21 protein-coding genes and 4 pseudogenes are annotated in these 20,895 nt (G+C 67.8%); 11 read left to right on the plus strand and 14 right to left on the minus strand.

Translation table 11 applies throughout. The annotated features are described in order from the left end of the window. Window positions 1-4: 4 nt before the first annotated feature. From JWQ81_RS06865 to JWQ81_RS06875, 3 genes are all read right to left on the minus strand, one after another. Window positions 5-937 carry a fumarylacetoacetate hydrolase family protein gene (locus tag JWQ81_RS06865; RefSeq protein ID WP_297538717.1) on the minus strand — a complete coding sequence of 311 codons (933 nt, stop codon included), beginning with the start codon at window positions 935-937 and terminating at the stop codon, window positions 5-7. Window positions 938-1,045: 108 nt separating this feature from the next. Beyond that, window positions 1,046-1,954, minus strand: coding sequence for a LysR family transcriptional regulator (locus JWQ81_RS06870; protein ID WP_297538718.1), 909 nt, complete (start codon window positions 1,952-1,954; stop codon window positions 1,046-1,048). Window positions 1,955-2,195: 241 nt separating this feature from the next. Next, window positions 2,196-2,954 (minus strand): glycoside hydrolase family 75 protein, encoded by a 759-nt coding sequence (locus JWQ81_RS06875; protein ID WP_297538720.1) that lies wholly within the window; start codon window positions 2,952-2,954, stop codon window positions 2,196-2,198. 289 nt (window positions 2,955-3,243) lie between these two features. On the opposite strand from JWQ81_RS06875, the gene JWQ81_RS06880 reads away from it, so the two are divergent. The 5 genes from JWQ81_RS06880 to JWQ81_RS06900 all read left to right on the plus strand — a co-directional run bounded on the left by JWQ81_RS06880 (window position 3,244) and on the right by JWQ81_RS06900 (window position 7,390). Further along, a complete protein-coding gene (locus tag JWQ81_RS06880; RefSeq protein ID WP_297538722.1) occupies window positions 3,244-3,378 on the plus strand; it encodes a hypothetical protein in 135 nt (44 codons plus the stop codon). Window positions 3,379-3,507: 129 nt separating this feature from the next. Next, window positions 3,508-4,470, plus strand: a complete 963-nt coding sequence (locus JWQ81_RS06885) for a quinone oxidoreductase (protein ID WP_297538724.1) — start codon at window positions 3,508-3,510, stop codon at window positions 4,468-4,470. Between the two features lie 32 nt (window positions 4,471-4,502). After that, window positions 4,503-4,976, plus strand: coding sequence for a nuclear transport factor 2 family protein (locus JWQ81_RS06890; protein WP_297538726.1), 474 nt, complete (start codon window positions 4,503-4,505; stop codon window positions 4,974-4,976). 28 nt (window positions 4,977-5,004) lie between these two features. After that, window positions 5,005-6,237, plus strand: a complete 1,233-nt coding sequence (locus tag JWQ81_RS06895) for an epoxide hydrolase family protein (RefSeq protein WP_297538728.1) — start codon at window positions 5,005-5,007, stop codon at window positions 6,235-6,237. An 82-nt stretch (window positions 6,238-6,319) separates the two neighbouring features. Next, window positions 6,320-7,390 carry a MerR family transcriptional regulator gene (locus tag JWQ81_RS06900; RefSeq protein WP_297538730.1) on the plus strand — a complete coding sequence of 357 codons (1,071 nt, stop codon included), beginning with the start codon at window positions 6,320-6,322 and terminating at the stop codon, window positions 7,388-7,390. On the opposite strand, the gene JWQ81_RS06905 is transcribed toward JWQ81_RS06900, so the two are convergent. Continuing rightward, window positions 7,387-7,788, minus strand: a complete 402-nt coding sequence (locus JWQ81_RS06905) for a MarR family transcriptional regulator (protein ID WP_297538732.1) — start codon at window positions 7,786-7,788, stop codon at window positions 7,387-7,389. The two genes, JWQ81_RS06900 and JWQ81_RS06905, sit on opposite strands and share 4 nt — an antisense overlap. Before the next feature lie 213 nt (window positions 7,789-8,001). Here JWQ81_RS06905 and JWQ81_RS06910 point away from each other — a divergent pair, with 213 nt between their 5' ends. Further along, window positions 8,002-10,185, plus strand: coding sequence for a glycosyl hydrolase family 28-related protein (locus tag JWQ81_RS06910; protein ID WP_297538734.1), 2,184 nt, complete (start codon window positions 8,002-8,004; stop codon window positions 10,183-10,185). 47 nt (window positions 10,186-10,232) lie between these two features. On the opposite strand, the gene JWQ81_RS06915 is transcribed toward JWQ81_RS06910, so the two are convergent. Continuing rightward, complete coding sequence (locus JWQ81_RS06915) at window positions 10,233-10,622, minus strand: amidohydrolase family protein (protein ID WP_297538768.1); 390 nt, start codon at window positions 10,620-10,622, stop codon at window positions 10,233-10,235. Between the two features lie 38 nt (window positions 10,623-10,660). Further along, window positions 10,661-11,032 (minus strand): annotated as a pseudogene (locus tag JWQ81_RS06920) (amidohydrolase family protein); the annotation flags it as partial. Window positions 11,033-11,466: 434 nt separating this feature from the next. On the opposite strand from JWQ81_RS06920, the gene JWQ81_RS06925 reads away from it, so the two are divergent. From JWQ81_RS06925 to JWQ81_RS06935, 3 genes and pseudogenes are all read left to right on the plus strand, one after another. Next, on the plus strand, window positions 11,467-12,648 hold the full coding sequence (locus JWQ81_RS06925) for a histidine kinase (RefSeq protein WP_297538735.1): 1,182 nt from the start codon (window positions 11,467-11,469) through the stop codon (window positions 12,646-12,648). Beyond that, window positions 12,591-13,313, plus strand: a pseudogene (locus JWQ81_RS06930) (response regulator transcription factor); the annotation flags it as partial. The gene JWQ81_RS06925 and the pseudogene JWQ81_RS06930, both read left to right, overlap by 58 nt. A 168-nt stretch (window positions 13,314-13,481) precedes the next feature. Next, window positions 13,482-14,174: pseudogene (locus tag JWQ81_RS06935) on the plus strand (AfsR/SARP family transcriptional regulator); the annotation flags it as partial. On the opposite strand, the gene JWQ81_RS06940 reads toward JWQ81_RS06935, so the two are convergent. The 7 genes from JWQ81_RS06940 to JWQ81_RS06970 all read right to left on the minus strand — a co-directional run bounded on the left by JWQ81_RS06940 (window position 14,171) and on the right by JWQ81_RS06970 (window position 18,573). Further along, window positions 14,171-15,082 carry a hypothetical protein gene (locus JWQ81_RS06940; RefSeq protein WP_297538737.1) on the minus strand — a complete coding sequence of 304 codons (912 nt, stop codon included), beginning with the start codon at window positions 15,080-15,082 and terminating at the stop codon, window positions 14,171-14,173. The pseudogene JWQ81_RS06935 and the gene JWQ81_RS06940 overlap by 4 nt on opposite strands. Beyond that, window positions 15,079-15,393, minus strand: coding sequence for a type VII secretion target (locus tag JWQ81_RS06945; RefSeq protein ID WP_297538740.1), 315 nt, complete (start codon window positions 15,391-15,393; stop codon window positions 15,079-15,081). The genes JWQ81_RS06940 and JWQ81_RS06945 overlap by 4 nt, the downstream gene beginning before the upstream one ends. Continuing rightward, window positions 15,390-15,821 (minus strand): YbaB/EbfC family nucleoid-associated protein, encoded by a 432-nt coding sequence (locus JWQ81_RS06950; RefSeq protein WP_297538742.1) that lies wholly within the window; start codon window positions 15,819-15,821, stop codon window positions 15,390-15,392. The genes JWQ81_RS06945 and JWQ81_RS06950 overlap by 4 nt, the downstream gene beginning before the upstream one ends. A gap of 10 nt (window positions 15,822-15,831) precedes the next feature. Next, window positions 15,832-16,650 (minus strand): ESX secretion-associated protein EspG, encoded by an 819-nt coding sequence (locus JWQ81_RS06955; RefSeq protein WP_297538744.1) that lies wholly within the window; start codon window positions 16,648-16,650, stop codon window positions 15,832-15,834. Further along, window positions 16,647-16,994, minus strand: a complete 348-nt coding sequence (locus JWQ81_RS06960; protein ID WP_297538748.1) for a hypothetical protein — start codon at window positions 16,992-16,994, stop codon at window positions 16,647-16,649. The genes JWQ81_RS06955 and JWQ81_RS06960 overlap by 4 nt, the downstream gene beginning before the upstream one ends. Window positions 16,995-17,009: 15 nt before the next feature. Next, a complete protein-coding gene (locus JWQ81_RS06965) occupies window positions 17,010-18,155 on the minus strand; it encodes a hypothetical protein (protein ID WP_297538750.1) in 1,146 nt (381 codons plus the stop codon). 91 nt (window positions 18,156-18,246) lie between these two features. Then, window positions 18,247-18,573: a hypothetical protein gene (locus JWQ81_RS06970; protein WP_297538751.1), complete on the minus strand. Its 327-nt coding sequence runs from the start codon at window positions 18,571-18,573 to the stop codon at window positions 18,247-18,249. A gap of 80 nt (window positions 18,574-18,653) precedes the next feature. Between JWQ81_RS06970 and JWQ81_RS06975 the strand changes: the two genes are divergently transcribed. Together JWQ81_RS06975 and JWQ81_RS06980 are read left to right on the plus strand one after the other, a co-directional pair. Next, on the plus strand, window positions 18,654-19,835 hold the full coding sequence (locus tag JWQ81_RS06975) for a GDSL-type esterase/lipase family protein (protein WP_297538753.1): 1,182 nt from the start codon (window positions 18,654-18,656) through the stop codon (window positions 19,833-19,835). Continuing rightward, window positions 19,828-20,475 carry an alpha/beta fold hydrolase gene (locus tag JWQ81_RS06980; protein WP_297538755.1) on the plus strand — a complete coding sequence of 216 codons (648 nt, stop codon included), beginning with the start codon at window positions 19,828-19,830 and terminating at the stop codon, window positions 20,473-20,475. Before JWQ81_RS06975 ends, JWQ81_RS06980 begins: the two co-directional genes overlap by 8 nt. 252 nt (window positions 20,476-20,727) lie before the next feature. Here JWQ81_RS06980 and JWQ81_RS06985 read toward each other — a convergent pair. Then, window positions 20,728-20,895, minus strand: a pseudogene (locus tag JWQ81_RS06985) (HNH endonuclease); the annotation flags it as partial.

Raw genomic sequence — 20,895 nt, forward strand, 5'->3', positions numbered from 1 at the left:
TGCCTCAGGCCTTGCCCAGCGGGATCGGCTCGGTGGCCGGCAGCATGATGGCCTCGATCGCGCCGAGTTCGTCGGCCTCCAGGCGCACGGTGTCGCCCGCCTTGAGGAACGGGTAGGCCTCCTCGCCGTGGACCCGGGACAGCTCCAGGATGCACCCGGTGCCGACAGTTCCGCTGCCGATGACATCGCCCGGCACCAGCCTCGTGCCCCGGGACGCGTAAGCGAGCATCTGGCCGAACGACCAGTAAAGGGACGAGAGGTTCCCCTTGCTCCAGAGCTCGCCGTTCCGATAGGCACGCATGCCGATGTCGTAGGCATTGCCGCTTTCGCGGTCGGCGAATTCGTCCGGGGTTACCAGGAACGGGCCGAAGCTGGTCGCCGAGTCCTTGCCCTTGACCGGGCCGAGAGGCTGGCGCATTTCGCGGGCCTGCAGATCGCGGGCGCTCCAGTCGCACAGGAGCAGGTAGCCGGCGATGTGGTCGGCCGCGTTCGCCGGATCGATGTCGGAGCCACCGGCACCGATCACCACGGCGATCTCCAGCTCGTAGTCGAACGCCTCGCTACCTGGCGAAATCCGGACGTCCTGCTCGGGCGCGTGCACCGCGGCCGGGTTGGTGAAGTAGAAGACCGGGATCTCGTACCAGTCCGGGTGCACCACCTGCCCGAGGGCCGCGCTGGAGTTGACCACGTGCTCCTCGAACGCCATGAAGTCGCGAATGGACGGTGGCGTGGGGATCGGCGCGAGCAGTCGCGACGTGTCGAGCTCGACGACCTCGGCCGGACCGCGCAGGATCTCCTCGCGCGCCTCGCTCAGGCCGTCCGGAGCAGCGAGCAGGTCGATCAGTTGCCGGTCACCGGGGAGCAGCTGAATGCGGTCGTCCACCACCAGGCCCGCGTGCGGCTTGCCGTCTTCCGAGCGGTAGGTGCACCACTTCATCCGAACTCCTCCTCAGCACTGAGAACCGTTACGGCGAAGTTAATGGCCGTGCGCGACTGAGGAAAGTGACTCATCGGGATAGGGCGGATCGATGGGATCGATACGCACTCAGACGAGTTGGGCATACGAGCGGACACGGTCCCGCAGCCAGCGGTGTCCCGCGTCCTCGGTGTTGCGCCGATCCCAGTACATGGCCTCGGTGACCGAGGCCAGTTCGACCGGTGGCTCCAGCAGTTTGATCCCGGCCTGACCGGCCACCTGCCTGCCGAGCCGCTCGTAGAGGAAAGTGATCAACCGGGTGCCGGCCAGCAGGAAGGGCGCGAGCGCGAAGGTCTCGGTGGTCACCTCGGTCCGGCGGGGTATTTCCAGCACGTCCAGCTGGGACTCGACGAGCGAGTATGCGTCGCCGGAGTGATAGGCGAGGTAGGGCAGGGCGCTGAACTGCTCGAGGCTGATCGTCGCGCCGACATCGGGGTGGTCGGCGCTCACCGCGCACACGTGCCGGTCGGTGTACAGCGGCGCGTGGGGGAACCGGACGTTGGCCCCGCCGGCTATCTCCCGCGGCAGGATCACGAGGTCCGCCGCGCCGGTTCGCAGGTGGTCGAGGTAGTCGGGGCCGACCGGCGTCACATGGATACGGACCCCGGGCGCCTCCGCGGCGAGCTCGGCGAACAGCGGTCGCAAGAGGACGAGCAGCACGTAATCGCTGGCGATGACCGTGAAGCTGCGGTCGTCCCGGTCCGGCTGGAAAGCCCCGCGCACCGAAATGATCGACTCGATCGAATCGAGGCACTCCCGCACCGGTTTGGCCAGGGAATCGGCGAGCGGGGTCGGCATGAGCTTGTTTCCCTGCCGGACCAGCAGCGGATCGTCGAACAACCGGCGCAGCCTGCCGAGTGCCGCGCTCATCGACGGCTGGCCGATCGACAATCGCCCGGCGGCCAGCGTGACGCTCCGCTCGGCGAGCAGCGCGTCCAGCGCCACCAAGAGGTTCAGGTCGATCCGGCTCAGCTTCACAAGCGTCTCCGCCTCGTTCGATCGCGGCCAGGAAGCCCAGCGTATCGATGCGATTGATGCCAGTCTCCACCGACAAGGTCGTCATTACCTTCGAGTGAGCACCGGGAAGAGCCTTTTCCTCTACCCAGCACCCAAAACACCAATGTCGTTCGCCAACCTGGCGCTAATGAACGCGATCACCACCATGCTCACGATCGGCGGCATGGTGGTGATCGCGTTCAGCTTGGATTCATCGCGGGGACTAGAGACCCATACTTGCGCCGAGGCTGTCCAGTGCCTTGGTGACCAGCGCCTGGGTATTGGTGTTCAGGTTCGCGTTGGTGCCATTCACGACCCAGGACGAGCCGGAGAAGATCACCACGGTCACGCCGTTGTCGACACCTCCGGTGGTGCCGCTGCTGGGGATGCTGAGCAGCGAGGCCGCCTTCACCGACGCCTCGCCCAATTCGCGGGAGTCGTTGCTCGAGGTGGTCTGGTCGTTCCCGGTCTGCGTGTCGCCGAAGATCGCGCCGATGACCTTGCTCTTGTAGAACATCAGCGCGAACTGCCGGCCCTTGATGTTGTGGTCCTTGTAGAAGAAGTGCGGGCAGGGGCTCTTGCGGTCCCAGCAGTCGTCGCCCAGCACGTAGAATGGCACATGGTGCGCGGCCAACTGCTGGCCGTTGCTGTCTTGGAAAGTCGTCTGCCCCTGGTGATCAGGATCGGGATCAGGGTCGCTGCCGTCGTCGTCGACAGCCAAGCTGGAACCGTAGGCGTAGACGCCCGTCGCCACCTGGTACACGTTCACGTTCTGGGCACGCGTCATGGTGTTGATGTGGGCTTTGGAGTTGACCTTGTTCGCGGTCGTACTGTTCTTCTGGACACCGGCCAGCACCTGGGCGGCTGTGTACGTTGGGGCGGCTGGGGTCTCGGCAGCCGTGGTGGCGGTGTTCATCGTGGCGGCGTCAGCGGACTTGAGAGCGAGCGGCGCGGCGAGCGTTAGAGCCGCAGCGACTACCACGGCTAAGCGCGTACGGGGAGATGACATGACCGGGGGACCTCCAGCGATCGTTAGGAAAGCTTCCTAACATAGTGAACCACCGGTGACCCCTGTCACATAACCCCTGCGGTCGACTTTACGAAAATTTTAAGGTCTCGTGAGTCAATGCCGCACAGCTGAAATCGCGTCGAGTCTCCGGTTGGCGTTATCGGTGGTAAAGCGAGCGGGGTCGAACTGGCTGCGGTTGTCGATGGCGAGCCAGTCAAGCGCATCCTGGTGCTGCCGGTACTACCCCGAGCGCGCTGAGCAAATGCGCCTGGCTGCGACGACCGGCCGCACGCCCTCGGCCGATCCGGCCGTGCTCAGCACGCTCATCGACGACCTTGGCCCCTGGCTCGCCACCGAATACACATCCGTGCACGGCGAGAAGGCACACCGCCCCTGAACAGACCACGGACTCGTGAGTGTTCCGGCTGGTTAGAAGCGGCCGGAACACTCACGAGTTCTGGACTTGCAGGTCCATTTTTGGCGACCTACCTTGGCGGTGGCACACCCCCGAGAGACAAGGTTTCCCATGCACGCGATCCACATCGGCGAATACGGCGGCCCCGAGGTCATGATCTGGACCGAGCTGCCGGATCCCGTACCGGCCCCTGGCGAGGCACTCGTCCGGCTCGGGGCCGCGGGGGTGAACTTCATGGACGTCGGCGCCCGGACCCAGGCCCTGCCCGGCTGGTCGGTCCCCACCATCCTGGGGGTCGAGGGCATGGGCCGCGTCACCGCCCTCGGGGACGGGGTGCGGGACCTCGCCGTGGGCGACCGCGTCGCCTGGTACTACCACCGGGGTAGCTACGCCGAACAACTCGCCATCCCGGCGACCTCCCTGGTGAAGGTCCCCGACGAGGTGGACGACGAGACGGCCGCGGCGCTGATGATGCAGGGGCTGACCGCGAACCATTTCACCACGGAGACGTACGCGGTCCAGCCGGGTGACACGGCGGTTGTGCATGCCGCGGCGGGCGGTGTCGGCCAGATCCTCACTCAGCTCGTCAAGGCGCGCGGCGGCACTGTGATCGGCCTGGTGTCCAGGGAGGAGAAGGTCGCGGCAGCAAAGGAAGCCGGCGCTGATCACGTCCTCGTCTCCAGTGGCGGCGGCTTCGAGAACCGGGTGAAAGAACTGACGAACGGCGAAGGCGCGCACGTCGTCTACGACGGCGGCGGGCCGGAGACACTCCCCTCGTCGCAACAGGCCTTGCGCGCCCACGGTGTTCACGCGTACTACGGCGTCATCATGGGCGACATGCTGCTCGACCCGAGGAAACTGCCCAACAGCATCCTGCTGTCGTACCCGACCGTCGCCGACCATGTGCGCACCCGCGAGGCGCTCGTCAAGCGCACCAACGAACTCTTCGACTTCGTCCGAAAAGGACAACTCACCCCGCGCATCGGGCAGCGTTACGCACTCGCCGACGCCGCGCAGGCGCACGTCGACATCGAATCCCGCCGCACGACAGGGAAATTGCTGCTCGTGCCCTGACAACCTCAGGCGGGGGCAGAAAGGAGAACGACATGAACGACCTCGAACGTCTCAGCTTCACCGAAGAAATTCGCCGCGTTATGGCGCGGTACGTCCGTTACGCGGACTACCAGCGGTGGCAGGACCTGGCAGGACTGTTCACCCCCACGGGCACTTTCACCCCGCACAAACCGGACGGCTCGGTGTGGCTGCACATGAGCGGCCGCGAGGAGATCGCCGCGACGATCGGCGGCACCGCGGGACCGGGTGACGTGTATATCCACCACCTGTTCTCGGACGAGATCAACGTCGAGTCAGCGAACTCGGCCTCCGGGATCTTCACCATGGAGGACAAGATCTACCGCGCCGAACGCGACACGAAAGAAAGCGCCGTCATCCCCGAGGAATTCGCCTTCACGAAAATGGAGGGTTACGGCCACTACCAAGGAGAATTCGTGAAGATCGATGGCGCCTGGTACATCGCAAAACTCACCCAGAGCCGCCTACGGCTGGACGTCACCTACTGATCTCGTGCACCTGAAGGGGTTCATCACCATGAGCGACAACAAGACCAAGTCTCTGGAACCGTTCACCATCAACGTGCCGCAAGACGTGCTCGACGACCTGCGAGCCCGGCTCCGAGCCACCCGCTTTGCCCCCGATCTCGACAACGCGGACGAGTTCTACGGACTGAGTACCGCCTACATCAAACCGCTCGTCGAGTACTGGGCCGACGGATTCGACTGGCGTGCGGCCGAAACCGAACTCAACACCTTCCACCAGCACCGCATCGACATCGACGGCACGCCGGTCCATTTCCTGCGCGAGCCGGGCAAAGGCCCCGCGCCGATCCCGATCATCCTGTCCCACGGTTGGCCGTGGACGTTCAACGACTGGTCCAAGATCGTGCGTCCGCTGGCGGATCCGGCCGCGTACGGCGGTGACCCGGCGGACGCCTTCGACGTGATCGTGCCGTCGCTGCCGGGCTTCGGGTTCTCCACCCCGGTCACCAAGAGCGACATGAACCACTGGAAGATCGCCGACATCTTCCACACCCTGATGACCGAGGTACTCGGTTACGAGAAGTACGCGGCCGCCGGTGCGGACTACGGCTCACTGATCTCCACCCAGCTCGGGCACAAGTACGCCTCGGAGCTGTATGGCATCCACCTCGGCCAGGAACTGATTCCCCCGCTCCTGCAAGGCGAACGGTACTGGGACACCACGGGCGGCCAGTCGGCCCCGGAAGACGCCCCGCAGCAGTTGCGCGACGACCTGGACTTGTTCATCCACACCTACGTCTCACATGTCACGGTCCACATGCTCGACGCGCAGACGCTGACGCTCGGGCTGAACGATTCGCCGATCGGCATGCTCGCCTGGCTGCTCCAACGCTGGAAGAAGTGGAGCGACAAGAACGGGAACTTCGAGGAGGTCTTCCCCCGCGACCACATCCTCACTGCCGCCACCATCTACTGGGTCAACCAGGCGATCGGCTCGTCGATCCGGTCCTACCTCAACGCCAAGCGGTACCCGTGGCAGCCCGAGCACGACCGGCAGCCGCAGATCGAGACGCCGACGGGCTTCACCTTCCTGCTCGGCGACGTCTTCCCGCCAGGGGTCCGCACTCCGGAAGAACGCATTGCCGCGTTCAAGAACAGCCCGATGGGTGCCTGGTTCAACCCGGTCAACATCAAGGTTCACCAGAAGGGCGGCCATTTCGGTCCGTGGGAGAACCCGGAGGCGTTCATCACCGACATCCGGGACACATTCCGCGCACTGCGCTGAACAGCGCAGTTGACCTTGACCTTGGGGTAAGCGACATCCTCCTCGTACCGGTCGCTGTGGCCGGGACGAGGAGGATGTCGACGTGGGGCTGCTGACGATCGGGGCGTTTGCCCGAGCTGCCAGGCTGACGCCGAAGGCGTTGCGCCTGTACGACAAGCTGGGGCTGCTGCGGCCGGCCGTGGTCGATCCCGAGTCCGGGTATCGGTTCTACGACGCCGACCAGCTCGACCAAGCCCGGCTGATCGCCCAGCTCCGTCGCATCGGTATGCCGCTTGCCGAGATCGGCACCGTGTGCCGCATGGAGGCCGCCGCGGCGGCTGAAGTGATCAACACCTACTGGCAGCGGGTCACCGCCGATACGACAGCTCGCGGCCGACTGGCCACCTTCCTCGTCGATCATCTGTCCGGAAGGGGCACCACTATGTCGAAGACCAATCCCACCCTCGCCATCCGCTACGCCGCCCACTGCGACACCGGGTCCACACGCGACAGCAACGAGGACGCCGTGCACGCCAGCGACCGGCTGCTGGCCGTCGCCGACGGCATGCGCGGCCCCGGAGGCGCCGCTGCCAGTGCGGCGGCCATCGACGCTCTCACGGCGTTGGAACTGGTCGACGCACCGGCTGCCGAACTGCTCACGATGCTGGCCAGCGCGGTCGCCGAGGCCGACCGCGCCGTGCGCCAAGCGGCGACCGAGGACGATCAACCGGTCACCACGCTGACCGCGATCCTGCGCTCCGGTTCTCAGCTGGCTCTCGTGCACATCGGTGATACCAGGGCATACCTGCTGCGCGGATGCGAGTTGTTCCAGCTCACCCAGGACCACAGCTACGTGCAGTCGTTGGTCGACCAGGGCAAGCTCGACCGCGCCGAAGCCGCGTCACATCCTCAGCGCGCGCTGCTGGTGCGAGCCCTCGGCGCGGGCGGACACGACGTCGAGGCGGACCTGGCCCTGCGCACCGCCCTGCCCGGTGACCGCTATCTCCTGTGCTCCGACGGTCTGTCCGCCGTGGTCGACCGCGAGGCGCTGCACACGGCTCTCACCACGGCAGCCGCCCCCGAGCGGACTGTGCAGCAGCTGATGGACCTCGCCTACGCCCAGGGAGCGCCGGACAACATCGCCTGCGTCATCGCCGACATGGTCGCGGTCTAAACAATGCGCTCGAGCAGCCGGCAGAGCTGGGTGATCTCGGCGGCGCTGAGCGGTGACATCCGTTCGTCGAGAACGGCGTTGACCACCGGCTCGCACTCGGCCAGCAGGGTCTGGCCCTTCCTCGTCAACGAGTGCTCGAACTTGTTGCCCCGCCGGACCCTCTCGATGAGGCCGCGTTCGACCATGGGGGTGACCAAGGTCCCCAGCGACTGCTCGGTCTGACGCGTATGTGAAGCCAGTGCCCTGGCCGAGGACCCGGGATTTTCGGTAATCACCCGCAAGACCGACCACTGGGCCATCGTCGTCCCGTGGTCGGCCAGCGCGGCGTCGAGTTCGGCCAGGTTCTGCCGCTGCGCCCGTCTGATCAGGAAGCCCGCGTCGCGCGCTCCTCGTCCCACGATGACCTGCCCTCAGTTCAAGAGATATCGCCTGCAAACGAGAACAGTCTACGGGCGGTCGGTTTGTTTCAAGGCTTGCGTAGAAGTCGGATGTATCTGACAATATCGGTACACGGGAAGCCGGTGACGTCGGCCCGCTGGGCGTTCGGACAGACATTCATTGGATGTCTGGCCTCCCCCGCCGTCGGCAACGTCCGCAGTTTCGGAGGATCGATGGCTCAGGGCTCGGCTCGGCGCGCGGCGGGAATCTTCGCCTGTGCGGTCCTCGTTCTGGTCGGCTGCGCCCAGGCGCCCGCGGACGCGGCGGCAGCGGCGAAGGTGGTGGACGTGACCTCGTTCGGCGCCGATCCGACGGGGGTCGCAGACTCCGCCCCGGCTGTGAAGGCGGCGCTTCGGTACGCGAAGACGCTCTCGCAGCCGGTCAGGGTGGTCTTCCCCAAGGGCGTCTACCAGCTCTACCCCGAGCAGGCGGAGACGCGTGAGCTCTACGTCTCGAACACCGTGGGCGCCAACCAGACCTACCGGGACAAGAAGATCGGGGTGCTCGTCGAGGACATGCACGACGTCACCATCGACGGCGAAGGCTCCAAGCTCGACTACCACGGTCTCCAGACGGCGTTCGCCTCGATCCGCTCGACCAACGTCACCTTCACGAACTTCGCCTTCGACTACGTCGCGCCCAAGGTCATCGACGCCACTGTCAGCGATACCGGCGTCGCGGGCGGGCACGCGTACCGAGTCATGACGCTGCCCGTCGGTAGTCCCTATCGCGTGGCGGACAACCACATCACCTGGCTCGGCGAGAACAGCCCGGTCACCGGACAGCCGTACTGGTCCGGGGTCGACGGCATGCAGTACCTCCAGATCCACGATCCCGTGACGGACACGGCGTGGCGGGCCGACAATCCGCTGTTCACCGACGTTCAGGCCGTCACCGACCTGGGCGGCCGGAAGATCCGGATCGACTACGCGAACGCGACGCCGTCCACCGACAAGGGGCTCGTCTACGAGATGCGGCAGACCACCCGCGAGCAGCCGGGTGCGTTCATCTGGAACTCCCACGACGTCGTCGTGCGCGGGCTCGATGCCTACTACATGCAGACGTTCGGCCTGGTCGCCCAGTTCAGCGAGAACGTCACCATCGACCGGAACAACTTCCGGCCGGACCCGGCGTCGGGGCGCTCGACGGCGTCCTCCGCGGACTTCCTGCAGATGTCCGGGGTCAAGGGCAAGGTGTCGATCACGAACAACGTGTTCGACGGGCCGCAGGACGACCCGATCAACATCCACGGCACGTACCTCCAAGTCACCGCCAAGCCCACGCCGAACAGCCTCACCGTCAGCTACGAGCACCCCGAGACCGCCGGGTTCCCGCAGTTCCACGTCGGTGACACGGTCGAGATGGTCACGAAGCAGACGATGCTGGCGGCCGGGGGCCAGGCGATCGTCACCGCCGTGGACGGCCCCAGCGGGATGGACCACGCGAAATCCTTGACGGATATGACGATCACCCTCGACCGACCGGTGCCCTCGGCCGTCACGATCGGCGGCAGCGTGGCGGAGAACCTCACCTACACCCCGTCGGTTCTGGTGTCCGGCAACACTTTCCGCAATGTGCCGACCCGGGGTGTGCTGGTGACCACCCGTAAGCCGGTGGTGATCGAGAACAACCTGTTCGACGGGATGACCATGTCTAGTGTGTACATCTCCGCGGACGCCTACCAGTGGTACGAGTCGGGCCCGGTCGACGACGTCACCATCCGCCACAACGTCTTCGCCAGGCCCTCGAGCCGGGTCATCTTCGTCGAGCCGACCAACCAGGTGCTCGATGCGGCGAATCCGGTGCACCACAACATCAAAGTCGAGGACAACACCTTCGACATCGGCGATGTCGACGTCGTCGACGCCAAGAGCGTCGGCGGGTTCACCTTCACCGGCAACACCGTGCAACGGCTCGATCGGGCAGCACTGCTCCAGGTGCAAGCGCAGAACCGCTGCCTGGCCGTGGGCGAGCACACCCCCCTTCAGACGACAGCCACGCAACCGGCGTACCAGACTTCGCTGTTCGTTTTCCGGGGCTCCTCGGACGTGCGAGTCGCGCAGAACCGTTACGACAACGGGCTGAACGCGCGGGCGGACACCGTCGACATGAACGCCCAGTCGGTCGCTGTCACCCAGGATGCGGCCAAGGTGAACGGCGACAACGTGGTGCCGGTACTGGGATCGGTCGTCTACCGCAGCAGCGATCCCGGCGTGGTGCGGATCCAGCCGGACGGGACCGCGCTCGCGTTGGGGAACGGCCAGGCGCAGGTGACGGCCGTGACGAAGACCGGCGTCGGCGAGCTCAGCTCGGCGCCGGTCACCATGACCGTCGGCTCGCCGCAGTGTGGTGGGTAAGCCTAGGACTCGTGAGCGTTCCGGCTCGTTCTAACCGGTCGGAATGTTCACGAGTGGTCTGCGGGACTGTGCACGAAGCTGCCCCCGACGAGGGTGTGCGTGGGGTTGAGGTCGCGCAGGTCTTCGCTCGGGCACCGCGCGGGGTCTCGGTCCCAGATGGTGAGGTCGGCGAGGCGGCCAGGGGTGAGGGTGCCTCGCAGGTGGTCCTCGCCGAGCAGGTGCGCCGCTCGGGTGGTGTGCAGGGCGAGGGCTTCGGCGTAGGTGATGGCGTGCTCGGGGCCCTGAATGCCGGCGACGGTTTGGCGGGTGGTCATCCCCCACACCGACCGCATCGCGCCGAACTGGCCGACGGGGAAGTCGGATCCGGCGCTGACCTGGGCGCCTTGGTCGAGCCAGCCTCGGGCGGGGAAGAGTGCGGCGACCCGTTCCGGGCCCAGAAGCCCAGTTCCACCTCGGCGGTGTCGTGCAGCATCGGCTGCTGGACCGTGACAGGGATGCCCAGTGCGACGGCGCGGGCGCGCTGCTCAGCGCCCGCCGGGCCACCGTGTTCCATCACGAGCGTCCCGGCGGGTAGGCCGGGGTTGCGCTCGAGAACGCGCTCGTAGACGTCGAGCAGGACACGCACGGCGCGATCGCCGTAGGCGTGGGTGCCGACTCGCCAGCCGCGGCGGACCACGGCCTCGACAGCTTCGACCAGCGCGCCGGGCTCCCACATCAGCGTCCCGGAGAAGGTGTGGTCGCACACGTACGGCGCTTCGGTCGCTCCGGCCTCCAGCCCGCCGTCGAGCATGAACTTCACTCCCCACACTCGCAGCCACGGGTCGGCGTTGTAGCGCCAGTCCTCCATGGCGTCGAGAAGGGGTTCCACCTCGGCCGCATTGGTCAGGCCGACCGCCGAGATCAGGGCGCGCACCCTGGTACTGCCTGGAGCTTAAGGGGGGTCGGGGTGGTCGGTTCTGTCCAAAGCAGCAAGGACCGAGGCGAATGGGTGCTGGTAGCGGAACTGAAGGCCAGTCACGCCGTGCAAGTGGCGCTAGTGATGGCAATGTGACTGCTGGGACTCCCGAAGGCACTCCCGGTAGAGCAGGGGCGCCGTCAAGGCCTAGTTGAGTACGCCTTACGCCATGAAGGTGGCCTTCACGACCCGGCACATCAGCCACACCAGCCACACCAACTCGCCCTGGTCCTTGCTGCAGTAAAGCCGAACCCTTGAGGGGTCCTCAGGCCGGATCCGACCGTGGGCGGATGCGACCGCCGCCGGGAGTTCCTACGCTGTGAGTCGTGCACGCGACGGTGATCAAGAGGCTCCGGGCCCGGCTGGAAGCCAGCCTTGCCAGGTCCGGGCTGACGCTGCCCTGGTGGGTACCGGTCGGCGCCGCGGTGGGCATCGTGTTCGCCATCGTCGCCCTGGCGCAGCGGGGCGCCCTGCTGCCGCCCACGCCGCTCGCGCTGACCGGTCTGCTCGAAGCCGCGTCGATCCTGGTGTGGGCCGTCACCGGCGAGATTGCGCCGCCGTGGCTGAAGTCGAGCACGATCATCGCGGCGGTCGCGATCCAACTCACCCATCCGGTCGTGCCGGACTTCGCGCCGATCGTGCTGGTGTTCCTGACCGCGGAGATGGCCGCGATAGCGAGGCCCAGGCTGTCGGTCGTCGTGGCCGGGGTCAGCATCGCGGTGCTCGGCTGGGCCGGGATCTGGTCCGGGCTGGTCGGCTACCCCGTGTACATCGTCGCGGTCCTGCTCGGCTACACCGCCGGGTGCGTGCTCCGCTGGTACGTCCGCGCGTTGGACGCCGAGCGCGGTAAGCAGGACGCCGTGCGAGAGCAGGCCGTCCTCGCCGAACGGCAGCGCATCGCGCGTGAGGTACACGACGTCGTCGCGCATTCGCTCAGCATCACCTTGCTGCACCTGACCGGCGCCCGCCGGGCACTGCAGCAGGACCGGGACGTCGACGAGGCGGTCGACGGGCTCACCGAAGCGGAGCGCGTGGGCCGCGTGGCGATGGCCGACATTCGCCGGGCGGTCGGCCTGCTCGCCCGCACCCCTGCCGGGACGCGGCCGCTGCCGGGCGCCGACGACATCGCCGGGCTGGTCGAGCGCACGCGCGCGGCCGGCGTGGACGTCCACTACGAACAGCAGGGCGAGCCGTCGACAGTGGGTGCCTCGGCCGGCTTGGGCCTCTACCGCATCGCGCAGGAGTCGCTGGCCAACATCGCCAAGCACGCCCCCGACGCCACCGCCCGGATCCACCTGCACGTCGACCAGGAAAGCACCAGGCTGATCGTGCGCAACGGCCTGCCCGCCACCTGCTCCGACGCCGCGTCCGGCGGGGCGGGGCTGCCGGGCATGCGCGAACGCGCCGCGCAGCTGGGCGCCGACCTCAGTGCCGGACCGCTTGGGGGACAATGGGTTGTGGACATCACGGTGCCCTGCCCGCAGTCGAGGACGCAGGTGAGTTCGTGACCGAGCCCGCCGACGCCGTCATCCGGGTCCTGCTGGTCGACGACCAGGAGCTGGTCCGCTCCGGTCTTCGCCGCATCCTGCGCCGCCGCGACGGGTTCGTGATCGCCGGCGAATGCGGCGACGGAGCCGAAGTGCCCGCCGCGCTCGCCGCCTGCGACGTCGACGTCGTCGTGATGGACCTGCGGATGAAGGAGGTCGACGGGATCGAGGCGACCCGGCGGCTGCGGTTGGCCGGCAGCCACCCGCCGGTGCTGGCGCTGACCACGTTCGACGACGACCGGTTGCTCGCGGGCGCGCTGCGTGCGGGAGCCGTCGGCTATGTCCTCAAGGACTCCTCCGCCGAGGACCTGATCCGCGCTGTACGCGCTGTCGCCGCGGGCGACGCGTGGCTCGACGCCGCGGTCACCGCGCGCGTGCTCACGACGTTTCGGTTGGCCGCCGAAGACGGCCGCACCGGCCCGTGCCCCGAACTGCTCACCCCGCGCGAGCACGAGGTGCTCCGCGCTATCGGCCGCGGCCTGACCAACGCCGAGATCGCCGCCACACTGGTCATCTCGGAGGTCACGGTGAAAAGCCACATCGGCCGGATCTTCACCAAACTCGGCCTGCGCGACCGGGCCGCCGCCATCGTCTACGCCTTCGACCACGGCATCGTCAGTCCCGGCCAGGTCAGTCCCGGCCAGGTCAGCGTGTCCACTAAGGACGAGATACCGCAGCCGGTTGTGCAAGAGTCGCCGGATCCCTTGCCCCACCTACGCTTCTCGGTGCTCGGCCCGCTGCGGGCCTGGCGCGACGGCGTACAGCTGGACCTCGGGCCGGTCCGCCAGCAAGCGTTGCTGGCTGTGTTGGTGCTGCGCCCGGACGTGACGGTCAGCCGGCGGGAGCTGCTCGACGCGGTGTGGGGACTCGAACCGCCGGGCACCGGCGGCAAGGTGGTGCCGGTGTACGTGCACCGGCTGCGCAAGTGCCTGCGGGCCGACGGCTTTTCGGATTCGGTGATCGGCCGGGACCGGGGCGGCTACCGCTTTTTCAGCGGCGGCGTGCAAGTGGATTCGGCCCGGTTGGCGGAGATCGCCGCCGAAGCAGGCGCGGCCGAGGACGCGGGCGACCTGGCCGCCGCGGTAGGGGCGTGCGGCCGCGCGCTCGACTTGTTCGAGGGCGATCCCTTGGCCGGGCTTCCCGGGCCGTTCGCCGCCGGGGAACGGCGTCGGCTGACGGAACGCCGGATCGCGTTGTCACAGCAGAAGTCGGAGTTGCGCTTGCGACTGGCCCAGTACGGCGAAGCGGTCGGCGAGCTGTCCGTCCTGACCGCGGCGAACCCGCACAGCGAACCGCTGGCCGCGTTGCTGATGCGCGCCCTTCACGGCAGTGGTCGTCGAGCCGACGCACTGGCGGTGTACGGCCAGATCCGACGTCGGCTGGTGGACGACCTCGGGATGGAGCCGAGCGAGGAGCTGCGCCGAGCCCACCACGAGGTGCTGCGCGAAGACGAGACCCCGCTCGGCGCCGCTCAGCGGCCACGCTAGGCGTCGGCGGTGTGGTCCACTTTGGACGCCTTGGACGTCGGACCCAGCGTCACCGTGACAGTCAGGCCCTCCGGCGAGTCGTCGTCGGCCAACGCACTCGACGACGTCGAGTTCCCGGTGGTCCCGGTGGTCCCGGTGTCCTGCCCGCTGGTAGAAGCCCCTTGAGCGCTGCTCCCGCCGAGCTGCGTCATCACCTGCTGGACGGCCTCAACGGTCTGTGTCACCGACTGGATGAGCTGCAGCAAGGCCTGCGAGCTGTTCAGCAGGGTGCCCATCTTCGCGGCGATCTTCTGCCCGTACTCCACCGCGATCTCCACGGCCTGCGGGATCGCCGCCGCGACGCTCGCGCCGAAGGTCGCCGAAGCCGCGGCGAGCGCCTGGGTCATGATCGTGATGATCTTCCCGGCAGCCTCGTTGACCAGCTCCGTAACAGCCTGGCTGACCTGCGCGACCACCTCGCCCGCCCCGGACACCGCAGCCGACACCGCGGTACTGGCCTGGCCGATCGCGGCGATCCCGTCGGCGTTGCGCGCACCGGTGTCGCGATACTGCGACGCGGCCGCACCCGACCAGCCGGTGGTCTCCGCACCGGCCGACTTGCGATACGAGTCGGCGACGGACGTGACGTCCTGCCCGGCGCCCTGCAGGCTCTGGGCGCTCGACGAAACAGAGCTCGGATCGCCGGTCAGTTGCTTCAGCGGTTCTTCGAGAAACGAAACGAGTTCCGTGACCGCGCCGAAGCCGGCACTGGTGATGGCCGACAACGGATTTCCGGTCGAGCCGAGCAGATCGAGTGCGGTACTCGCCCCGCCGAGACCGGCGGACAACCAGTCCTTGTTCTGCACGGCGGCGGTGGTCGACTTCAGGTCGGCGAGTAGCTGGCCGGTGCTCGTCGTCGCGGGAATCACTGGACGTCCTCCCGACCCAGTCGCGCGGCGTGGCTTTCGTCCGTGCGACGGTAGCTTTCGGCTGCCTGCCCGAGCTTCGCGCTCGTAGCGTCCACAACGGACGATGCGTGCGCGATGGCCGCCGTGGTCTTGGTCGCGGCGCCTTGCAGCCCGGCGGCGAGGAACCCGACGAACGTGCCGAGCGCGTTGGCGCCCAGCCCATCCGGTTGCCCGGAGGCGACCGCGGACAGCTGTCCACCGAGGTCGCGGACCGTGCCGGAGTGTTTCCGGAGCTGCGCCAGGTCGACCTGAAACTGTTGCGGGGTAGTCATTCTACGATCTCCGGTGGGTTCGCGAAGTAGTCGTCGTCGTGGCCGACGGGCGGCCGCTCCGAGTCGCCGGCCGGCGCCACGCCGACACCTGCGGCGGGCGGAAGGTTCTGTTTGACGAGTTCCAGGGCGGGTCCGTCACCGACGTACTCGGTCATGATCTCGACGACCTGGGCCCCGACGGCGCGTTGCGCTTGCTGCGCGGTGGCCAGGATGAGCGTGGCGAGTTGGTTCGCTTCGAGCGCGCGAGCCGCCGACGTCAGCTTGAGGGCCTCGAGCGCGCCGCTGGCACCGACCGACACCGCGACTTCGCCACGCGGTGAAGTCGCGCTCCCCCCGACCCGCCGCAGGCTCGCGCCGGCCGCCTGCGCATTCGCCGACGCCCGGGCGAGGCGTTTGTCGTAGCTCGCCAGCCATTGTGCTGGATCCACGGTATTCCCTTCAGTTGCTGCGGACGATCGTGGCCATGTCGTTGAGCGCGAACCTCAGGTCGGCCTGGCGCACCGGGTTGACGCTCACCCAGCCGTCCGTAGCGCGGTTCACCCTGACTCGACCCCGCGGACCGTCCAACCAGGACAGTTCGACACCGGCCCGAACGTTCCCCCCACCGGAACGCCGGGTAGCGCCGAACTGTCCCCGACCGGTCAGCTCCGGAAGCAGCCCGGCAAGCCTGCCGAGCGCCTCGGGATCACCGCCGCAGTCGCGGACGAGGTCCCGCAGGCACTGCTCTTTCGCCGCGTCATCGGAGATTTCGGCGATCAGCCGCGTCGCCGTGTTCACCGCGTGCGCGGGCAGGACGATCGGCATCGATCTGGCCGGAATGAGATCGGGCACCATCGACAGCAGCTCATCGGTCAGCGCTGTCTGACCGACCCGCCGGATCCACACGGTGCTCGCCGGATCGTCGTCCAGCGGCTGACGGCAGATCAGCGCCCACGACCGGTAGACCATCGCGACGACGCCCGTCGCCCCGCCGGGGCCGGCCAGCACGAGGTCGATCGTGCCGCGGTGTTCTCGCAAGGCCGCGACCAGCTCGGCAGCGGGTCCGAGCGGCCCGGTTTCGTCGGCAAAACCGCGTAGCCGCAAGGTTTGTCCTGCCGCGGCCAGTAGCACTTCCCGCTCGCCGGCGATCCGGCCGAACGACGGTACGCGCAGCGGGTACGGCAGCGACACCCCGGCGTGCGCGGCGAGCAGGTCCAGCTCTACAAGTCCGAAGTGGACAGTTCCGGGCGCTTCGGCGTCGGCGATAACAGACGTCATATCGCGGCCTCGCCAGCGCTTGCGACCCGCCGCACGGCATCGGATTCGTGCTCCAGGTAACCGTTGACCGTCGCGTTCAGCGCACGATGGAAGCTGTTCAGTTCGGTGTCCGCCGCGCTGACCTCGCCGGTGAGCCCGGACTGACCCGCCGCCTCCCGCAGGCGCATGGCCAGGTGCAGCGCCGGTGGCGCGGTGCCGAGCTGCGGCAGGCGCTCAGCCAGCCGGGTCGCCGAAGCCACCAGGCCGCTGGTCTCGTCGCCGAGCGTGGTGAGCGCGGTGACCTGCGCGGCAAGCTCGTGCGGCGCGACCTCGTACCCGCGCTGGGGTGCTGCTCCCGAAGACAAAGTCGTTCTCCTGTCTCACAGCCCGATGACCGGGGTGCTCACTTTGTCGGCGTCGAAAAGTGGTTGTTCGAAAACGGGCATGCGGTTCTGGTGCACCTCGTCCTCTTCGCTCTGCTTTCGTGCGCCGGCACCCGGAAACATCCCGCCGGCGCCCGCCGCACGCGCGGCCGCGAGCTGGGACATCGTGCCGGCCCGAGCCATCAGCTCGCTCTCCAGCGCACCGCCCGTGAGCAGGCCTGAGGACAGCTGCGGATTCAAGGAACCGGCGCCGACCAGCCGGCTCCACGGCAGCCCGCTACCGGTCGCCGCGCCACCACCGACGTATCCAGCGGCCGTGGTCCCCTGGTTGTCCACCCCGTAGGTCTCGGCCTTGACCGCTCCCGGCCGCGCCGGGGTGACCGCCGCGCTGCTGTGCTGCAGGCTCGATTCGTAGTTCTGCATCACATGTACTGCCTCGGCCTTCTTCTCGGCGGCCGCGACGTTGGCCAGGAAAAGGCTGGCACCGCCACCCGCCACCGCGCCGATGGCGGCCCCCATCAAAGCGCCCGGCCCCGCGCCGATCCCCCCGGCGCCCGCGCCGACCACCGCCCCGATCGCCGCGCCCGCACCGGCTCCGGCCGTCGCCCCGGCCACCGCGAGTCCGGTCGGATCGCCTGGCGGGGGTGGCATCGTGTTGCGCGCGACGGCTAGCGCGTCACCTGCGCCCTGGGTGGCCTGCTGGACGGTAGCCGCGCGAGTGCCGGCCCCGGACGTCCGTTCGCTGAGCTCACCGAGCCGGCCCGAGGCCTGTTCGGCGGCTTGTCCGGTCCAGTTCTGCTGCAACGTGCCCTGCTGGCCGCGCAGCACGTCCGAGTGGCCCGACAGCTCGGTACCGTGGCGCCCCCACTCGGCCGCAACCGTGCTGACGTCGCCGACATCGGCCTTCTGCCACAGCATTTGGTAAAGCTGGTCGTGCGAGTAGGCGTTCCAGTTCGTGTCGCCCGGCGGGGTCGGCGCGCCGAAGTACCCCTCCCACACGTTGCGCAGGGCGTCCACCACGGGCTTCACCACCGCACCGGCGGGCCCGCTTTGGTCCAGCGCGGAAGTGACGGCGCCGGCCAGTTCTTCCACGCCGGAAGAGGCCGCTTCGATCATGTTCCCCGCACCGGAGTCGCCGGTCATGCCCTACCCTTCGGCCGCCTGGGTGACGAGATATAACCCGGCGTGACGTTACTGGCGACCGATGAAATCCTGATGAAACCGCTGGCTCTGCCTATTCCCGGCCGGAAAGCCGGAGGCTGAGGACGATCTCGCCGTTACCGAAGCCTCGGCCTTGGAAACGCTCGTCGACGAGCAGCCGCCACAGGAAGTACGGCCCGAGGATGCCCGGGCGGCCGGGCGGCACGTTCCAGCTGAGCATCACGAAACCGACCGGCACATCATCCGCGTAAACGGCCCGGTACCACGGCTCGGCCTCAGGCGTCGCCGCCGCTTCGACGAGTGATCTGGCGACCGAGTCGACAAAGAGTTCCTGATCCGGGCGGACACCCAACGCGCCGACCGCGTCGTGGTTGTCGCCGGTGATCACTCGCAGGTGCACGCCTTTGGGACATGGCTTCGAGGTTAGTGCCGGCCGGGAAACAATGTGCGGATCAGCCGTCCGGTTGGCAGGCTGGGATCATGAACAACCCGGACGACTCCAGCACGGACTGGATCACCACGCCCATCACGGCAGACCTCCTGCGCGGCGCGCTCGAGCTGGAGCGCACTGAGCACGGGGTGCTCCCCCACCGGCTGCCTGCGCGGGCTCGAGCGCAAGGCGCCGACGGGCAGCTGGCCATGGCCGAGTCCCAGCCCTCCGGCGTACGGCTGGTGTTCCGCACGCGGGCCACCGTCGTCGAGCTGGACACGCTTCGCACCTCCATGGCCTACGTGGGCTTCCCGGCCCGCCCGGACGGCGTGTACGACCTGCTCGTCGACAGCCGGCTGTCCGGGCAGGCCGGCACTACCGGAGGCAACCTCATGCTGGTCGACATGGCCACCGGGTCCGCGGAAAACCGGCCCGGTCCAGTCGGCACCGTCCGGTTCGCCGGACTATCCGACCGGGTGAAAGATGTCGAGATCTGGCTGCCGCACAACGAGATCACCCAACTGGTCGCCTTGCGCACCGACGCCTCCGTCGACGCTGTGCCGATCACGAGCCGCGTGTGGTTGCACCACGGCAGTTCGATCAGCCAAGGCTCCAACGCCGCCAGCCCCACCGGCATCTGGCCCGCTGTGGCCGCTTCGCTCGGCGGCGTGGAACTGGTCAACCTCGGTTTCGGCGGCAGCGCCCTGCTCGACCCGTTCACCGCCCGCACCCTGCGGGACACCCGCGCGGACGTGATCAGCGTCAAGATCGGCATCAACCTCGTCAACACCGATTTGATGCGGCTGCGCGCGTTCGTCCCTGCCGTGCACGGCTTTCTCGACACCATCCGCGAAGGACACCCGGACACGCCGCTGCTGGTCGTCTCGCCCATCCACTGCCCCATCCACGAGGACACGCCCGGCCCAAGTCTCCCGGACTTCAGCAACGGGACAGTCCAGTTCCGGGCCACGGGAGACCTGGCGGAGCGAGCCGCGGGCAAATTGACGCTCAATGTCATCCGCGAGGAACTCGCCCGCATTGTGCGACAGCGGACGGTCGACGATCCCCACCTGCACTACCTCGACGGCCAAAACCTGTACAGCGACAAGGACTTCGTCGAACTGCCCCTGCCCGACGAGCTCCACCCGGACACCGCCACCCACCGGCGCATCGGAGAACGCTTCGCTGAGCTGGCCTTCGGCGCCCACGGACCATTCGCGAACCATGGCTGACCCGCTGGTACCCACGGCTACCGCGTCATCCTGCCCGATCTGCGGGGCCACGGTGACAGCGCGCGGCCGCACGATCCGACGTCGTACCTGCCTGACGTCCTTGCCGACGAAGGGCTCGCGTTGGTCGAGTCGCTCGGACTCGAGGACTACGGACCTGGGCGGCTACTCGTTGGGCGGACGAACAGCGCTGCGGATGCTGGCCCGCGGCGCTCGATCGGCGCACGCAATCATTGCCGGGCAAGGACTCGACGCGGTCCAACGGACGGCCAACCCACGCGGCGCGACCCGGCGTGTGTTGGCCGCCCTCGCCAACCGGGACACCCTTGAGCCTGGGTCACCGGACGCGGAAGCGGCGCAGTGGATCGTCCAGTCCGGCAACGACCCGCGGGCACTGCTCAATGTCCTGAACACACTCGTCTCGACACCTGACGACGCTTTGCGCCGGATCTTGACCCCGACACTCGTGGTAGTCGGCACCGAGGACACGGACCACGCCTCCGCCGGCGAGGGCGCGCAGTACGGATCCGCGCGCCGCTTCCGTGATGTCATGGGCCTGCGCAACTCGACGGCGAGTTGCGATCGTTGCGGACATCAACTACCGCAACTCGACGGCGAGTTGCGGTTGGGGGAGTGCGGTTAGGGCTGTGGTGTTGCGGTGTCGATGTGGCCACTTGAGGCTGCTGCGGCTTGTTGCGCCCGTTCCCATTCGTATCGGGGGATCCCTGGTACGAATGATTCGTACCAGGGATCCCCCGATTCAGTACCGCTGTCGGGCGTTCGCAACTCGACGGCGATTTGCTGTTCTGCCGGGAACGCAGTCAGGGCTCGTCAGTGTCGCGGCCGGATGATCCGGTCGCGGCACTCACGAGCCCTGGAGTGGGTCGGTATTCTGTTACAGGTGAACGGTGTTGCGCCTGGGTCTTCGAAGCGGATCAAGATTGGCAGGCGGGATGAAGTCCGGTCTCCCGTCACCACCCATCCGCACTTCCCAACCACCACAATGCACCAACCTATGGTGGCGTTCACAAAGGAGGGTCAAGTTGTCCAGATTTGTTGGCCC

This window comes from Amycolatopsis sp. (assembly GCF_025464955.1).
In the GTDB taxonomy this organism is placed as follows: Bacteria; Actinomycetota; Actinomycetes; order Mycobacteriales; family Pseudonocardiaceae; genus Amycolatopsis.